General features: G+C 40.8%; 11 protein-coding genes. 3 read left to right on the top strand and 8 right to left on the bottom strand.

Annotated features, from left to right (window positions below; translation table 11 throughout):
- Positions 1-45: 45 nt before the first annotated feature.
- From BM739_RS03170 to BM739_RS03145, 6 genes are read right to left on the bottom strand one after another with little or no spacing between them, the layout of a single operon-like run.
- The gene (locus tag BM739_RS03170) at positions 46-1,668 is read right to left on the bottom strand and encodes a BatD family protein (RefSeq protein ID WP_076537177.1); all 1,623 of its coding nucleotides are present in this window, start codon (positions 1,666-1,668) and stop codon (positions 46-48) included.
- Positions 1,662-3,671, bottom strand: a complete 2,010-nt coding sequence (locus tag BM739_RS03165) for a VWA domain-containing protein (protein ID WP_076537175.1) — start codon at positions 3,669-3,671, stop codon at positions 1,662-1,664. Before BM739_RS03165 ends, BM739_RS03170 begins: the two co-directional genes overlap by 7 nt.
- Complete coding sequence (locus tag BM739_RS03160) at positions 3,671-4,675, bottom strand: VWA domain-containing protein (protein ID WP_076537174.1); 1,005 nt, start codon at positions 4,673-4,675, stop codon at positions 3,671-3,673. Before BM739_RS03160 ends, BM739_RS03165 begins: the two co-directional genes overlap by 1 nt.
- Positions 4,663-5,214, bottom strand: coding sequence for a DUF4381 domain-containing protein (locus BM739_RS03155; RefSeq protein ID WP_076537172.1), 552 nt, complete (start codon positions 5,212-5,214; stop codon positions 4,663-4,665). Before BM739_RS03155 ends, BM739_RS03160 begins: the two co-directional genes overlap by 13 nt.
- Positions 5,215-6,162, bottom strand: a complete 948-nt coding sequence (locus BM739_RS03150; protein WP_076537171.1) for a DUF58 domain-containing protein — start codon at positions 6,160-6,162, stop codon at positions 5,215-5,217. It lies immediately after the preceding gene.
- An 18-nt stretch (positions 6,163-6,180) separates the two neighbouring features.
- Complete coding sequence (locus BM739_RS03145) at positions 6,181-7,137, bottom strand: MoxR family ATPase (protein ID WP_076537169.1); 957 nt, start codon at positions 7,135-7,137, stop codon at positions 6,181-6,183.
- A 400-nt stretch (positions 7,138-7,537) separates the two neighbouring features.
- Here BM739_RS03145 and fadI point away from each other — a divergent pair, with 400 nt between their 5' ends.
- From fadI to BM739_RS03130, 3 genes are all read left to right on the top strand, one after another.
- A complete protein-coding gene (gene fadI / locus BM739_RS03140; RefSeq protein ID WP_076537168.1) occupies positions 7,538-8,848 on the top strand; it encodes an acetyl-CoA C-acyltransferase FadI in 1,311 nt (436 codons plus the stop codon).
- A 5-nt stretch (positions 8,849-8,853) separates the two neighbouring features.
- Positions 8,854-10,974 (top strand): fatty acid oxidation complex subunit alpha FadJ, encoded by a 2,121-nt coding sequence (gene fadJ / locus BM739_RS03135; RefSeq protein WP_076537166.1) that lies wholly within the window; start codon positions 8,854-8,856, stop codon positions 10,972-10,974.
- A gap of 251 nt (positions 10,975-11,225) precedes the next feature.
- Complete coding sequence (locus tag BM739_RS03130; RefSeq protein WP_076537165.1) at positions 11,226-11,426, top strand: hypothetical protein; 201 nt, start codon at positions 11,226-11,228, stop codon at positions 11,424-11,426.
- A 198-nt stretch (positions 11,427-11,624) separates the two neighbouring features.
- Here the strand turns inward: BM739_RS03130 and BM739_RS03125 are convergent, their stop codons facing one another.
- Positions 11,625-12,944, bottom strand: coding sequence for a hypothetical protein (locus BM739_RS03125; protein ID WP_076537163.1), 1,320 nt, complete (start codon positions 12,942-12,944; stop codon positions 11,625-11,627).
- Positions 12,945-13,032: 88 nt separating this feature from the next.
- The gene (locus BM739_RS03120; RefSeq protein ID WP_254843450.1) at positions 13,033-17,253 is read right to left on the bottom strand and encodes an EAL domain-containing protein; all 4,221 of its coding nucleotides are present in this window, start codon (positions 17,251-17,253) and stop codon (positions 13,033-13,035) included.
- Positions 17,254-17,492 lie beyond the last annotated feature (239 nt).

The raw sequence follows: 17,492 nt of genomic DNA, 5'->3' as shown, positions 1-17,492 counted from the left end.
TGAATAGCAAGTATAATTATGCTTGCTATTGCATCAGTTTATCCGTTAAGGATTTAAAGAACTCAGCGCTGATGGGGCGTTTGCTGTTGAGTTATGACTGTAGCTTTCAATGGCTGTTAATAAAGCCGCTTTATCAACAGATGTTGAAGATTGGCTGTATTTAGCTTGCTGTAATTGATCCATTGCTTTAGCTAACGGGCTTGATAATTTGCTGATATCAGACAAGTTCATTGGTTTGTTTAGTAATGTAGAAAAATGCTGCTGCAGTAATGCAATGACTTGAGATACATCATTTTTATCACAGGCGCTGCTAATGTCTTTGATGCTCACTTGAGTCGGAGATGACTGAACATCAACATTTTCTGAGGGAACTGCTAGCGACTTTTGCTTGCGGGCGTTTAACCACAGGGCGACAGTAATAAGCCATAATGCGGCAAATAGCAGGGTTAACCATGGCCAAAATCCTGGATTGTTGCTGGGCTGTGTCACCTCTGGTGTTATTGGCGTTGGCGCTTGTTCTGGATTAGCTGCAATGGTCACTGTTCTTGCTGGAATGGTGGCAAATTGCTGCTGACGTAGCTGCGAGTTCCACCACGGGATAGTGATTTCAGGTAGGGTAAATGTTCCGGCTTTTGTGGGTACTATTGCCGTAGTAAGGCTGTACTGCGCCACTACATGGTTGTCTCTAAGTACAGTTTGTCTAACGGGCTTTTCTGGGTATGATTTCAGCGCGCTTGGCATAGCTAATTCAATGTCAGGCAGGCTATTACTGTCAGCATTAGATGCGATGATATTAATGGTGCGGGTGATTGGGCTACCCACTTCAAATTCACTGCTGTCTTCAGGCCACACTTCTTTAGCGATTAATAAATCACTGACGAGCCAATCACCTTGATAGCTGTCAGGTATGGGTTTAATTACGATGTCGGTGTCTTCAGCAGCAGCTTGCATCGGACGGCTTTCATTAAAGCCAAACATGCCGCCACGTCGTGGGGCTTCAACTAAAATATCGCCTGAAAAACTGGCGCCTTTGATGGCGAGTTTGCCCGGGGTATCGGCAATCATGGCATAGGTACGTTCAATTACGCGAAAACGGCGGCCATCAACCACTTCAACACTGTCTTGATCCTCGCCTAGCTGCTTGATCTCTGCACCTGATATTTCAGGGGCGCTAATGACACCACGTTGTAATTCAGCAGCTAAAAATAGCTTAACTTTATAGGTAATCAATTGGCCGACATAAGCTTCTTGAGTGCTAACTTCGCCTTCCACAAACAAATTGCGCATTTGCTGAGGCTGGGAGCCAGCATCTAAAACCGTTAACTGGATGGGATTAGACTGAATCCCTTCCATAGTAAAGGCTGGAATAGTCACAGTACCGGCATTTTTAGCCGATAATAACACTTGCCAGCGGGTTTCTTTACTGGAGTTAAAGTTAACGATTTGCGTGCTTCGTCCCACGCTAGTGCGGCCGACAACAAAGTCTTTTAGCAATATTGAGGTGTCTAATGAGCCTGCATTAACATCATCATCTGCGGTGACGTTTAATACAAAATACTCACCTTGCATGACGGGGTTACGGTCCACCGTTGCTTGAATGTTAGTGACCGCGAGTGCTTGCCCTGTAAAAAGAATAGCGACTAGGGCTAAAATGATTCTGTTTACCACTGTTGTTTATCCTTAGGAAGTTGGCCGTTTTGACGACGCTTTTGATATTCCAATAGCATTTTGTTTCTAATTAATACTTGTGGATCTTCACTGACTGCGCGAAGTGCTCTTTCTAAATCTGCTGGCAGCGGCTCTTCTGATAAAGCCGATGACGCCACTGGTGTGCCAGACTCAGATTCTGGCTGTTGTTCTGATGTTTCAGCAGCTTGAGCTTGTTGCTCAGTCTTGCCTTGTTGCTCAACAGTTTCAGGCTCAGATTGAGCTTGGTTATCTTGACTGTTGGCTTGCATTTCAGCTTCATTATCAGCGGCTTGTTGCTCATTTTGTTGAGATGAACCTGATGAACTCTCGTCAGTCTCATTGGGGCTGTCATCTTGTTGAGAGTCACTAGATTGCTGCTGTTGTTGAGAGTCATTGGCAGATTGGTCTTCTGCTGACTGGTTTTCTTGTGACGGGTCATTTTGAGACTGCTGCTGTTGAGATTGCTCAGCGCTAGAATCATCACTTTGAGATTGCTCTCCTTGAGATTGATCATTTGATGACTGCTCATCATTTGACTTCTTGTCGGATGATTGGTTGTCAGATGATTGGTTGTCATCACTTTGCTGATCCTGATCCTGATCCGACTGTTGCTCTTGTTGCTGCTTCATTTGCTCAGCCAAAGCGAGGTTTTTCTCTGCCTGAGGAAAATCTGCTTGTTGAGTTAATGCTTGCTTATAACGCTCAATCGCCTCATCAATTTTATTGAGCTGCAGTAAACTATTGGCTTGATTATATAAACCATGGGCAGAGTCATCTTGCTCAAAACCGCTTAAGGCATTTTCATAGTCACCAGCCTTATACTGGGCGCTAGCTTGCCATTGAGGTTGGTCAAATTGCTCGGCAGCTTTAGAAAAGTCTTCTGCTGATTGAGCCTGATTAAATTGCTCTGACGCTTGTTGATCGGCCGTTTGCCATAAGTCATCCCAGCTATTAGCTGACGCTGGAGCAGGCTGCAATAATAAACCTAGGCTCATAACGCCCACCATAGGCAATACAGTAAACCTAAAACTCAATAGCACTGGAATAATCAACAGGAGGGCAATATAAGGGCCTAAATCTTGCCACGCTTCACCTTCTAGTTCGGTGGCTTTTGCATTGCCATCATTGGCAAGCCATGCTTCGAGTTGGCCCAGCGCAGCGCCGTCTGCCCGTGCTGGTAACATTAAGCCGCCAGTGGGCGTAACCAATTTATCAAGCAATGAAAAGTCAGTTTTATCAACCACGATCTCACCGGCATTATCGCGCATGAGCTGACCATCTGGCAGCTGTATTGCTGCGCCTTGTTGGCTACCAAATGCCATTACCGATACTCGGTATCGACTGCCATCCAGCGCTTTTGCTGCCTGCGCATATTGGGCTGCATTAACTCCATCGGTCATCACAATAATATCACCGCTAATATGCCCGCCTTGACCTAATAACTGTTGGGCAAGGGTAAGGGCTGCAGCTAAATCTGAGCCTCTAACGGGCATAATGTCAGGGCTTAAGGTTGGTAGCAGATTTAATAGGGTAGAGCTATCACGGGTTAACGGACTAATAGTAAATGCATCTCCTGCAAAAGCGATTAACCCGGTTTCACCTTCTTTTATATTGGTTAAAAAGTCAGTGGCGCGATATTTGGCTTGGGATAGTCGATTAGGCTTTTGATCGGTTGCATACATGGATAAAGACATATCCATTACCAGCACACGCCCTTGCTCGCTCGCGAACACAGGTAGGCTTTGCTTATTCACAGCAGGGCCCGATATGGCCACAACCGCAATAAACCAACACAGCATTAATAACCATTTGGGTTGTTTTTTGATGTGTGCAGACTCGCTGATCAAGGTGCTAGCAAGGTGAGGGGCAATATAGTGTTGCCATGCAGAGTTATTTTTACTCTGGCGCCACAAAAATAGTCCAATAATGGTTAATGGAATTAAGGCCAATAGCCATTCAGGGCGGATAAAATGCAAACTCATTATTTACCCTCCTTGTTAAAGGCTGAAGTCAGATTTTTAGGTAAATTCATTTGACTACGTAGACTAATACTTAAACTGATTAATAACGCTAACAATAATGGCCAGTAAAATAACTCGCTTTGGGGGCGGTAGGTTAATTGGTCGCGACTGACTGGCTCTAATTCATCAATTTTTTGATAAATTTGTTCAAGCTCCTCGCTATTACGGGCTCTAAAGTAATGACCATTAGTCATTTCAGCAAGCTGTTGTAATTGCGCTTCATCAAGATCTGCAGACGGGTTTACTTTTTCAGTGCCGAAAATACTGCGTCTTTCCAGTATTTCAGCGCCGACGCCGACGGTATAAATAGTGACATTGCGCTCCGCAGCGATGCGAGCTGCGACTTCAGGTTCAATATTACCCGCGTTATTTGAGCCATCGGTGAGTAAAATCAGCACTCGGTTACTGTCGTTGACGTTATCAAAGCGCCTTACCGCCAATGCAATTGATTCACCAATGGCAGTTTGTTTGCCCACTAGGCCAATTTGACTATCGGCGAGAAACTTGGCCACCGAGCGTCTATCTTGGGTCAGTGGCGCTTGTAAATAGGCGTGATCGGCAAATAAAATTAACCCAAGGCGATCGCCATTACGGCGTTCGATAAAATCGCCAATCACATGTTTGATAAGGGTTAATCGATCAACAGTTTTACCTGCAACGACCATGTCTTCAATTTGCATACTGCCGGATAAATCTACCGCCAGCATTAAGTCGCGCCCTTCAGATGGCAGCTCTATAGGCTCGCCTAACCATTGGGGCCTGACAAGTGCGCACAATAAGCATGCCCACATTAGCCAATACAATTTACGGGATGGTTTGTCAGGATGGCTTGATATGACCTGATCAGCATTGGCTATACCTGGAAGCTGCAGGTGACCGCCGTTATTTTTTGAAACGCGCTTTGGTTTTAATAGCCAAGGTAATGGCAATAACAGCAATAACCACGGCCATGCTATTGAGAACATGATGCCTCCTGTGGACTATTTGCTTGAGTATTTGCGCTGTTAGCGATGCTTTTGATGGCATTAAGTGGCGCAAAGCGAGCTTTTTTAGTTAACCAAGACTTGGTTAAACTAAATAACTGCTGCTTTTCAGCTGAATTTAAGCCACAAGCTTGATAACGCTTGGCTAATAACAAGCCAATTTGGCCTTGCTCTGTTTGCGGTAACCTAAGCTCAAGCCATTTGAACCATTGCTCGCCATCAAGTTGTGCAAAATCCTGTCTGGGTAAATAACTCAAGGCGGTGCGTTTTAGTAAGGTATTAATCTGGCTTGGGTATTGACTGTCATTTATATCAAGTTGCTGTAATTGTGCTAATGCGGCCTTTCTCGGGGCGTGATATTTGGCTCGTTTTCGCAGCTTGATAAAGGTGATGACAGCAGCCGCGATAATGATAATCGCCACTAGCCAATAACCGGGGGCAATGGGCAATTGTGATATTGGCTGCGGCAGCACGATATCTTCCATTTGCATTAATGCGGGATTGATTTGAGGAGCATTCATCTAACGTAATAGTTCCAATTGATCGCTAAGACTCTTACCTGCATCGATAAAGCGGGTTTGAACTTTGAGCATTTTCATTAATTCAATAAATTGCTGTTGGCGAGCTAACTGTTCATTTAACCACACATCGTAGCTATGGCGAGTTAAGGTCAGTTGTTGCTTACCATCACGAACAGGCAGTGAAAATCGCTTCGGTAACGCTAATGTACCTTGTCGTAATGGGTCAGTAATAACGAAGGCACCGACATCACAATGGCGTTTAAGCTCGGTGAGTGCCGCTAAACATTCTTGGCTAAAGTGCTGGCCATCAGTAATTATCCATACCAGTGAGCCGGGTTTAGCGATGCGTTGTAATCGCTGGCAAGCCCGTAAAATATGCTGGGGATCTTGGGGTAACTCATCAAAGTGATTCAGCTGGTTTTGATGCACTTTGATTAATGCTGATGTGAGCTGCAAAATACCTTGCCGGCGACTGCGGGGTTTTAACTCCACATGTTCGGTTTCACTGGCAATCAATGCCCCCAAACGGTCACCGTGGTTAATGGCGTTCCAGCCAAGTGTTGCTGCGACATGGGCGGCTTGCAGAGACTGTAAAAGTAAACTCGAGCCAAAAAATAAGCTATGGCTTAGATCGACCAGCAAGATAATAGGGCGTTCACGTTCTTCAATAAATAATTTGGTGTGGGCTTTGCCTGTTCTGGCCGTAACGCGCCAGTCTATGGTGCGCACATCATCACCATTTTGATAATGACGCACTTCGGCAAACTCCATTCCACGCCCTTTTATGAGGCTGCTTCTATGGCCTGCAAGGCTGGCTTTTGCGCGGCTACGTTTTTCAGGCATTGCACGGGCAATACTCTGGCAACTTATTAGCTCTTGCTCATTAAGGTTGACGCCATTACTAAATAGCGGCAACTCTTTTTCAATTGACATAGCGGTTACTGACATAGTGGCTATAACTCAACATTAAGGTACAGCCACTTGGCTTAAAATATGATTTATGACGTGATCTGCACTAATTCCTTCTGCCTGTGCCTGATAACTCAACAGTAGACGGTGGCGTAAAACATTAGGCGCCACAGCTTGAATATCTTCAGGTGAGACAAAATCGCGTTGATGTAACCAGGCTCTGGCTCGCGCGCAGCGCTCTAATGAAATTGAAGCGCGGGGGCTAACACCGTATTCAAGCCATTTGGCAAGCTCTGGGCTATAACGCGCTGGCTGACGAGTGGCCATAATAATTTCTACGATATAGCTTTCAAGGGGCTCAGCTAAGTACAGTTCCATCGCTTGTTCACGGGCAGAAAATACATCTGCTTGCACCACAGGCTCGATGGTCGGTAACTGATGAGTCAGTGCTTCGTTACGAGACTGACGCAAAATCTGACGTTCGGTATCGGCACTTGGGTAATCTAAATTTAAGTGCATTAAGAAGCGATCTAATTGCGCTTCAGGTAGTGGGTAAGTACCTTCGTTTTCAAGTGGGTTTTGGGTTGCCATCACTAAAAAGAGTTTTGGCAGAGGGTAGCTATGTTTACCTACGGTCACTTGTCCTTCTGCCATGGCTTCAAGTAAAGCGGATTGTACCTTCGCTGGTGCGCGGTTAATTTCATCGGCAAGGATTAAGTTATGGAAAATCGGCCCCGCTTCAAATTCGAAGGTCCCTGTTTGAGCGCGGTAGATATCGGTGCCGGTTAAATCCGCTGGTAATAAATCAGGCGTGAACTGGATGCGATGAAAGTCGCCTTCAACGCCATCACATAATGCTTTTACTGCACGGGTTTTGGCTAAACCTGGAGGGCCTTCAACCAGTAAATGACCATCGGCAATAAGTGCGATGAGCATATTTTCAGTTAAAACCGGTTGTCCCAAAATGACATTATCTAAATAAGCGCGTAAAGAATGAAATCGACTCAAAGGCATGATGATACTCAAATTTATTGTCTAAAAAACGTTATCTAATTCACTCTATGTTAATGAATTTTATTGGCCTTTGGCTAGTAGCATTAACAGAATTTCATTTTTAATTATTTGTGGTGTTCATTAGTTGCTGCTAACGGTGCGATAGCGAGCTTTACTCGACACTTAAATATATTAATAAAGCTAATGCTCTAAAATTTAACCTGCTGTATTTAATATATAAATTCTAATTGCCTTGTTAATTTTGTTGGGAATTGTCGGGTTATTTTCATACGGGTGTTTTAAACTTGCTAATTAAAAGTTAGAATCAGATCACACTTTTATGGTCAGACCAGATAACGCTGACAAAATGGATTTTCACTGAAAAGCCTATAAAGGCTAAACAATTAAAAGAGGGTGAACAATGAGTGATAGACAACAAGTAACCAATGCCCGCGGCGAGCGCATTGCAATTGTAGCGGGTTTACGAACGCCTTTTGCCAAACAAGCCACCGCATTTCATGGCGTTTCAGCTTTAGATATGGGCAAAATGGTGGTTAATGAATTGCTTTCTCGCTCAGAGTTAGACCCAAAGACCATTGAGCAATTAGTTTATGGTCAAGTTGTGCAAATGCCTGCTGCGCCAAATATTGCTCGTGAAATCGTATTAGGCACTGGCATGGATGTATCAACGGATGCATACAGTGTTACTCGTGCTTGTGCGACCAGTTTTCAATCGGCAGTGAATGTGGCTGAGTCAATCATGACCGGTAATGTTGAAATTGGTATTGCTGGCGGCGCAGATTCATCTTCTGTGTTACCGATTGGCGTGTCTAAAAAGCTGGCTCATGCGCTAGTGGATTTAAATAAGGCCCGCACCTTTAAACAAAAATTCGCTATTGCACGTCGTTTAGGCTTAAAAGATTTAATGCCGGTACCGCCAGCGGTTGCAGAATATTCTACAGGTTTGTCAATGGGGCAAACGGCTGAGCAAATGGCGAAGACCTATTCAATTAGCCGCGCCGATCAAGACGCACTGGCTCATCGCTCGCATACTCTGGCAACAGAAACTTGGAATTCAGGTAATTTACGTGATGAAGTGATGACGGCTCACGTGCCTCCTTATAAGCAGTTTATTGATCGTGATAACAACATTCGTGAAAACTCAGTTTTAGAGTCTTACGCAAAATTACGTCCGGCTTTTGATCGCAAACATGGTTCAGTTACCGCAGCCAATAGTACGCCACTAACAGATGGTGCATCAGCAATTATCTTAATGAGTGAAGGCCGTGCCAAAGCATTAGGTTATCAGCCTATTGGTTACATTAAGAGCTATGCCTTTACTGCCATTGATGTTTGGCAAGATATGTTAATGGGTCCATCTTACGCTACGCCGCTAGCACTAAAGCGTGCTGGTATGCAGTTAGAAGATTTAACCTTAATTGAAATGCATGAAGCATTTGCAGCGCAAACCTTAGCTAACATGCAAATGTTTGGCTCTAAAAAGTTTGCTGCAGAAAAATTAGGCCAAAATCGTGCGATTGGTGAAATCGACATGAGTAAATTTAACGTACTCGGTGGTTCATTAGCTTATGGGCATCCATTTGCGGCTACGGGTACGCGTTTAATCACGCAAGTATGTCGTGAACTTAAACGCCGTGGTGGTGGAACCGGTTTAGCAACAGCCTGCGCGGCAGGTGGTCTTGGCGCTGCAATGATAGTAGAAGTGGAGTAATTCTGATGGAAAAGACATTTAATTTACAACGCCGTGAAGACGGAATTGCAGTTTTAACTATGGATGTTCCTGGTGAAACCATGAACACATTGAAAGCTGAATTCGGCCCTGAAATCAGTGACATTCTTACAGAGATAAAAACTGATGCTAGCATTAAAGGTTTAGTGATTATTTCAGGTAAATCTGACTCTTTCGTTGCTGGGGCTGACATCACCATGTTAGATGCCTGTACCAGTGTTGCTGCTGCCAAAGAACTATCACAACAAGGGCATGTGGTTTTCAATGAATTAGAAAACCTCACTATACCGGTTGTTGCTGCTATTAACGGTGCCTGCTTAGGTGGTGGATTAGAGCTAGCGCTAGCGTGTCATTTACGTGTGTGCAGTGACAGTAAGAAAACCATTATGGGTGTGCCTGAAGTACAACTTGGGTTATTACCTGGTGGCGGTGGAACCCAGCGATTACCAAGAAAAGTCGGTATTACTACTGCGCTTGATATGATGTTAACCGGTAAGCAGCTGCGTCCGAAACAAGCACTTAAAATGGCATTAGTTGATGATGTTGTTCCAGAGTCTATTTTGCTTGAGACTGCGGTTGCCATGGCAAAAAAAGGTAAGTCTGCTGCTAAAGTGGTTAAAAAGTCTGCTTTAAACAAGTTTCTTGAATCAACCAGTACGACTCGTGACATTATTTTTGATCAAGCTGCTAAACAAGTGATGAAGAAAACCCAGGGCAATTATCCTGCTCCAGCTAAAATCATTGATTGTGTTAAGCAAGGTATGAATAAGGGCATGATCAAAGGCTTAGAAGTTGAAGCAAGTCATTTTGCTGAACTTATTATGTCACCAGAGTCAGAAGCACTTCGAAGTATATTCCTTGCAACCACCGAAATGAAAAAAGAAACCGGTGCAGAAGGCGGCAAACCTCGCAAAGTGAACAAGGCACTGGTTATTGGTGGTGGCTTAATGGGTGGCGGAATAGCCTCTGTGACAACAACCAAAGCTAAAATTCCTGCTCGTGTTAAAGATATCAATGAAACCGGTTTAAGTAATGCGCTGGCTTATGCTTATAAGTTGTTAGCTAAAGGCGTTAAGCGCCGTCATATGACTCCGGCCGTTAGAGATAATCTAATGGCGTTAATGACGACAACGACTGAATATAGCGGCGTAAAAGATGCTGATATCGTAGTCGAAGCAGTATTTGAAGATTTAGCACTAAAACATCAAATGGTTAAAGATGTAGAACGTGAATGTCATGAAAATACTATTTTTGCATCTAATACCTCTTCATTACCGATCAGCCAAATTGCAGAGGCTGCAAGCCGACCTGAAAATGTGATTGGTCTGCATTATTTCTCGCCAGTTGAGAAAATGCCGTTAGTTGAAGTGATTGCGCACAAGAAAACCTCTCCAGAAACCATTGCTACGACAGTGGCCTTTGCTCGTAAGCAAGGTAAGACACCGATTGTCGTTCAAGACGGAGCCGGTTTTTATGTAAATCGTATTTTAGCTTTATATATGAATGAAGCTGCGCAAGTGCTTCTTGAAGGTCAAAAAATTGAATTTTTAGATAAAGCGTTAGTTAAGTTTGGCTTCCCAGTAGGACCGATTACTTTGCTAGACGAGGTCGGTATTGATGTTGGTGCTAAGATTGCGCCGATCTTAACTAAAGAACTGGGTGAGCGCTTTGAAGCCCCAAGTGCATTTGATAAGTTACTTGCTGATGACCGTAAAGGCCGCAAAAACGGTAAAGGTTTTTACCAATACGGCAACAAGAAAAATAAAGCTAAGCTAGTGGATGAAAGTGTATATCAAGTACTGGGTATTAATAACCAACTAAGTGGTAGTGAAAGCGATATTTCGATGCGTTGTGTTGTGCAGATGCTAAATGAAGCTGTTCGTTGTTTAGATGAAGGCATTATTGCCAATGCACGAGACGGTGATATTGGTGCTATTTTCGGAATTGGTTTCCCGCCATTCCTAGGCGGTCCTTTCCGTTATATGGATAGCATGGGGATCAATAATCTAGTGTCAAAATTACGTCAGTATCAGCAATTACATGGCGAAAGATTTGCCCCTTGTGAAAGATTAGTCAAAATGGCTGATGAGGGAGCGAGCTTTTATTAGTCTAAACTAAGACTTAAAGGATTGTACATTTAACAAGGCGGCAATAAGATGCCGCTTTTTCATTCTAAAGTGGCAGAGGTTTGCCTGTTTTGTGTACACTGCGGAATGTTTTGACTGTGGCTCAATTAAAAATCCGCATAGCTTTGAGTATTTGGCTTGGTTATAATGTGACCAAAGCTAGCATTGAATACAAAAACTGAATGCTAAGAGCTTAAGAAATGATGTTAACTGAATGAATTGTAGAGGTTTCAGTGGTATTTCTAATCATTATTATTTCAATCTTATCGGCGATTTATCTTGGCAATTGTGCTTTTGCTCAAGGTATGGCGGTAAAAAGATGGTCATTTGCCGGTTTGTTGATGGGTCCTCTGGCTTATCCATTGTTCAACAGTCATAAATATTTATTAACCCGTAAACTCGCGGCTAGTAATGAACAGCAACAATACTTTTAACAAATTCCGCGTATTAAAAAGGGAGCTAACGCTCCCTTTTTCTTTGCCTGTAAAATATCACGACAAGACTTAGTTCCACCATGCTTTAGCTGGGATGACCTCTAGATGCTCAAGGCCTTCAGGTAATTTAACTTTCTTACGTTGCGGCTGAGCAATTCCTAGTGCTTTTAATAAAGAGTCAAACATAGTTTTATCTCCTTAAGCGATGCTTGAATTGGTGTATTTAATGTATGGATTATGGGCAAATTCTGTGGTCGCTTCTGAATACTTGATGTATGGGTTGTGAGCTAGTTCAGTCGTTACTTCTGAATACTTGATGTAAGGGTTGTGAGCTAGTTCAGTCGTTACTTCTGAATACTTAATATAAGGATTGTGAGCTAATTCAGTTGTTGTTTCTGAATACTTGATATAAGGATTATGAGCTAATTCAGTTGTTGCTTCTGAATACTTAATATAAGGATTGTGAGCTAACTCAGTCGTTGCTTCTGAATACTTGATATAAGGGTTGTGAGCAAGTTCAGTCGTTGCTTCTGAATACTTGATATAAGGATTATGAGCTAATTCAGTTGTTGCTYCTGAATACTTGATATAAGGATTATGAGCTAACTCAGTCGTTGCTTCTGAATACTTGATATAAGGGTTGTGAGCTAACTCAGTCGTTGCTTCTGAGTACTTGATATAAGGATTGTGAGCAAGTTCATTCGTTGCTTCTGAATACTTGATATAAGGGTTGTGAGCAAGTTCAGTCGTTGCYTCTGAATACTTGATATAAGGGTTGTGAGCCAGTTCAGTCGTTGCTTCTGAATACTTGATATAAGGATTGTGAGCTAACTCAGTTGTTGCTYCTGAATACTTGATATAAGGGTTGTGAGCAAGTTCAGTCGTTGCTTCTGAATACTTKATATAAGGATTATGAGCAAGTTCAGTCGTTGCYTCTGAATACTTGATATAAGGGTTGTGAGCTAACTCAGTCGTTGCTTCTGAGTACTTGATATAAGGATTGTGAGCAAGTTCATTCGTTGCTTCTGAATATTTGATGTAAGGGTTGTGAGCTAACTCAGTCGTTGCTTCTGAGTACTTGATATAAGGATTGTGAGCAAGTTCATTCGTTGCTTCTGAATACTTGATGTAAGGGTTGTGAGCAAGTTCAGTCGTTGCTTCTGAGTACTTGATATAAGGATTGTGAGCAAGTTCATTCGTTGCTTCTGAATATTTGATATAAGGATTGTGAGCAAGTTCAGTCGTTGCTTCTGAATACTTGATATAAGGGTTGTGAGCAAGTTCAGTCGTTACTTCTGAGTACTTGATATAAGGATTGTGAACTAACTCAGTTGTTGCTTCTGAGTACTTGATATAAGGGTTATGAGCTAGCTTAGTTTTTAATTTTAAGTGTTTGCTATATGGGGTGCCAATATATTGACCTTGGTTAGGTAGGTTAACTAATACTGTTTCCGTTGTATTAATAGCGGCGTTAGAAGTTGAAGACATTACTGCGGCTACGATAATTCCATTAATCATTGTTTAATCTCTCTATTCAGGGTTAATTAAAGTTTTAACTTTTATTTGACATCTGAATGGAGATTTGCAGTTGTTGTGCCAATGTTGTCTAAATGGCGGTTTTTTTACTTTGTTTTTTTAAATTGATGTTTAGTAATTCAGTAAATTCTTTTTCTGGTACAGGCTTACTAAAGATGTAGCCTTGAATTTCTTCACACTTTAAGGCTTTTAATATATTTAATTGAGCTGTTTCTTCTACACCTTCACCGACAACAGATAAGCCCATGTTATGTGCGATAGTAATAATGCTATCGACCATTTTTAAATCACGATCTGATTTATCAATATCATCCACAAATGATTTATCAATTTTCAAACAATGAATCGGGAAATGTTTAAGGTATGAAAGCGATGAATAGCCAGTACCAAAATCATCAAGGGCTAAGGTCACCCCCATTTGGGCAAGCTGATTCATGACTTTGATGGCATTATCTGGATTTTTAATAATGGTACTTTCAGTAATTTCTAATTCAAGGTGACAAGCTGGGAGCTTTGTTAGCTCTAACACACTTAATATACGTTGCTGTAAATCAGGTAGGGCAAACTGTCTTGAAGATAAGTTAATGGCTACACGGCCGTTAAATACACCTTGTTCACGCCACTTTTGTGCTGCAAAACAGGCTTTACGTAAAACCAGATCTCCAATTTCGACAATCAAGCCATTTTCTTCAGCAAGCGGAATAAATTCATTTGGCGGGATGACACCAAATTCCGGATGAACTAATCTAACTAACGCTTCCATACCAACAAGGCTGTCTTGTTTTAAATCGACTTTGGGTTGGTAATAAACTTCAAAATAATCTTCTTTTAATCCTTCTCGGATCAAGTTTTCTACTTCTAATTGGCGTAGAGCATTTTTGTTTAAAGACTCTGAATAGAATTGGTAACGATTGCCACCCCCTGATTTTGCATGATACATAGCGATATCTGCTTTTCTTAATAGGGCTTGTTCATTTTGCTCATCTTCAGGGTACAAAACTATCCCTATACTTAAGCTAATAACAAGGGATTCGTTATCAAGTTTAAACTCTTGTTTCAATGAGTCTATTATTCGAGAGGCGATAGCCGCGCATGAACCAATATCAGGATTATGGTCAACTAAGATGGCAAATTCATCACCGCCAAGACGATATAAACTAACGTGATTTGGAATATTTTCTTGGAGTCTACGAGCGACATCAATAAGTAACGCATCACCGGTTTGGTGGCCTAGCGAGTCGTTTATACGTTTAAAATTATCTAAATCCAATACCATTAATGTATGGTGGACGTCTTTTTTCACTAGATTGTTCAAGGTTACTTGTAAACTAGAACGATTAGGTAACCCTGTGAGCAAATCACTATTGGTTAATTTGCGTAGTTCTTCTTCTTGCTGTTTACGGCGAGTAATATCTGAGAACACCCCTACGTAATGACTGGTTTCGCCTTGCTCGTTGTATATCGCATCAATCGTCAATTCCATTAAGAAAAAACTACCATCGCCGCGATTAGCTTCTACTTCATTACTCCAGCTGCCCTGTTGGGCTAAAGTGGCGTGAATTTGGTAGGAGTAGCTGTCAGGATAACGAGTAAAGTTAAATAACTGCCCGAGAAATTCAGCTCGGCTTTGGGCGGTTAATTCGCAACAAGCATCGTTGACTTCAACAAAATGGAATTTGTCATCGAGAATAAACATGCCTTCAGAAATGTTTTCAATTGCTCTTTCAAATAGTCTTAATTGCTCTTCAGTTTGCTTGATATTATTAATATTTTTAATGGTACCCGTCATACGCAGCGGGTTTTCTTTGTGATCCCTTTCAACAATTTTTGCTCTATCAAGTACCCAAACCCATTTGTGTTCAAGGCTTTTAACACGGTATGCAACTTCAAAATGATCTGTTAGTCCTTTAAAGTGGTCGTTAAGGGCTGTTTTAACTCTATTTTGATCGAGGGGGTGAATATTACTTTTTTCACCAGGTTTTCCTGAGCGATGGCCATCTTGAGGAAACTCTAATGTTCCCCAGATATTGGAGCGGTAAATTTCACCGGTTTCAATATCCCAATCCCACATTTCATCACCACTACCCCATAGTGATAATTTTAATCTTTCTTCACTAAGGGCGATTTGTTTTTGTACTTCTCGTCTACGTAAAATTGTTTTGGCTATGAGTAGTAATATTAATAATCCCAATACGGTATAGGATAGTTTTGCTTCAAAAGATAGATACCAAGGTGGGGTAATAATAACTTTAATAGATTTTGTAGCACCTTGTTTACCTGATAATTTATTTATTGCATATACATTAAAAAAATAAATTCCAGCAGATAGATTCGTGTACGTAGCTGAATTAGTGTTTTGTGCTGGTAGCCAATCATCATTCAGGCCTTCCATTTGATAAAAGAATTTATAGTCTTCTAGAGACTTTCCTGGAGCTGTAAAGGTAAAAGAGAAGGGGTAGTCTGAGTACTTTAATGTTATATTTTCTTGGTTATTAATTGGTTTTGATAATACTCTTCCTCCAACTTTCTCTGGGATGTTGAACAGTTGAAAATCAATTAGTGCGACATTTGAAGAACTGCTACTAATAATTTCTTTATAAATCTCATTAGGGTTAATAATACTAATGCCATTAGAACCTATGAATAAGCTATAATCATTAATGATTATCGAACCGACAGAGTTATAATCACTTTGAGCACCATTTTTGTCCGTTACAGTGGTGTTTGAAAGATTTATTTTGTTTGTGATATTTATTTCTGTGGCAGAAGAAGAAATTATAAAGTTATTTAAAACTTCAATGGAAAATATCAATTTGTTATTTTTAAAAATAGTCTGTTGGTTAAGGGTTTTGGTGGACAGTTTCATCAACGAATGTCTAGTTCCAAATAGTAAGTCTTCTCCATCCATGACAAGGCTTGTAACCATACTTTCGTTATATATCTTTTCGGATTTATCATCAGTTATTCTGAATAAACCTCCTTGGCTAGCAACCCAGAAAGTGTCACCTTTCCTTAATAATTGAAATATAGGGTAACGTTCACCTGTTGACATCGATTTTATTACTTGATTATTTTTTAAAACTAAAATCTTACCATTAGCTGTTGATATGTAGACTAATTGCCTACCAGGATCGCTTGTTATGTAGGTGACCGGCTCGTCAAGTAGCATATCTATTGCTAATGTATCTAGATTTACTGTGCTGAGGCCATTTATACTACCTATATATAGTTCTCTATTGAGTAGTCCAATACTTTTAGGTCCTGCAGTATCATCAAGTATTATCGATGACTGTTCTTTGAGTGTACTGTCTAATATTTTTACTTCAGATGAGTCCATTGCAATAAAAATATTTTCATTGTTCTTGGTTATTGACCAAATGTTACTTGTTATTAGTTTCGAGTTTTTTATCAGATTTTTACTTCTTTTTATTATGATTAAACCAACATGGACATCAGCTACGAAAATTGCTGATTTGGTTTCTTTTATCAAAGGGCGTTTTATTGAACCTTCTTTATTAATGTATCCTACATTTTTTATTTCTTTGTTTTTTAGTAGTTTTACAATGCTTGAATCTGCTATAGAGGTAAGTTCATTTTCATTATGAGACCTTTCTAAATATGTTAAAACCAAATTTGAGAATTTATTTTTAATATCACTCTTGTAACTATATAAACCATTGTTGGATGAAATGATAAGTTCTTCGTTTAACTGTCCTATATCATTTGATTGGTGCTCGATAACCGTTAAGTTATTCTCGAATAATTTGAATACTGTACCATTATAGTTTCGGATGTAAAAAATATCACCAATTTGAATTATTCGTTTTACTTCATGTAATACTTTACTTTCAAAGCTCCAAATTACTCTATTTAATTTTTCGTCGAGAATGATAACTTTATTATTGAGTCCGAGAGCAATGCCTTCAGGCAAATGAGATAGGTACCAAATAGGCTCATCAATTTTTTCACCTTCTATTAAAATAGGGTTAAATTTTTCAGAATTCTCATCAAAGACAGCAAGCCCTTTGTCTGTGCCAACAATGAGTCTATTTTTTTTATCAATTAGCAATGTTTTTACGAATGAGCTAGGTAAACTGGATTGGCTGTCATCTGCATAGAAATGTCTAAAATTGACACCGTCAAACCGATTAAGCCCATTGACGGTACCAAGCCATATATAACCCTGCCTATCTTCTACAATACTAGTGACATTTGATTGTGATAAGCCGTCTTCAACATTATATCGATCGGTATTTAGGACTAATTCATAGTCATCTGCGCCAGCAGACATAGCAGAGTGTGAAATGCTTTGAAGAATAAAAAATGCGCATATTAACAACGGTCTAATCATTGACATATTAAGGATACTTTTGTCTGCTGCAATTGATAATTATTTACAATAAAGTACCACTTTTTCAGAAAGTTAAGCCTTTGTCAAAAAATGGTTGGTCTTCAGGGTTGCGCATGTTTGGTTTTGTGTTTTATTTGTGCGGCTTTTAGTGTTTCTTGGGTCACATTTGTTCCCTGATT

It is taken from the genome of Shewanella sp. UCD-KL21, assembly GCF_001957135.1.
Lineage (GTDB): Bacteria > Pseudomonadota > Gammaproteobacteria > Enterobacterales > Shewanellaceae > Shewanella.
Note: the sequence above shows the minus strand (reverse complement) of the source record. Positions and strands in the feature narration are given on the sequence as shown.

Coding starts and splice junctions, on each gene's coding strand:
- BM739_RS03120 (WP_254843450.1), bottom strand. CDS start 17,253: ATGTCTGCTGGCGCAGATGACTATGAATTAGTCCTAAATACCGATCGA.
- BM739_RS03155 (WP_076537172.1), bottom strand. CDS start 5,214: ATGAATGCTCCTCAAATCAATCCCGCATTAATGCAAATGGAAGATATC.
- fadI (WP_076537168.1), top strand. CDS start 7,538: ATGAGTGATAGACAACAAGTAACCAATGCCCGCGGCGAGCGCATTGCA.
- BM739_RS03150 (WP_076537171.1), bottom strand. CDS start 6,162: ATGTCAGTAACCGCTATGTCAATTGAAAAAGAGTTGCCGCTATTTAGT.
- BM739_RS03145 (WP_076537169.1), bottom strand. CDS start 7,137: ATGCCTTTGAGTCGATTTCATTCTTTACGCGCTTATTTAGATAATGTC.
- fadJ (WP_076537166.1), top strand. CDS start 8,854: ATGGAAAAGACATTTAATTTACAACGCCGTGAAGACGGAATTGCAGTT.
- BM739_RS03160 (WP_076537174.1), bottom strand. CDS start 4,675: ATGTTCTCAATAGCATGGCCGTGGTTATTGCTGTTATTGCCATTACCT.
- BM739_RS03165 (WP_076537175.1), bottom strand. CDS start 3,671: ATGAGTTTGCATTTTATCCGCCCTGAATGGCTATTGGCCTTAATTCCA.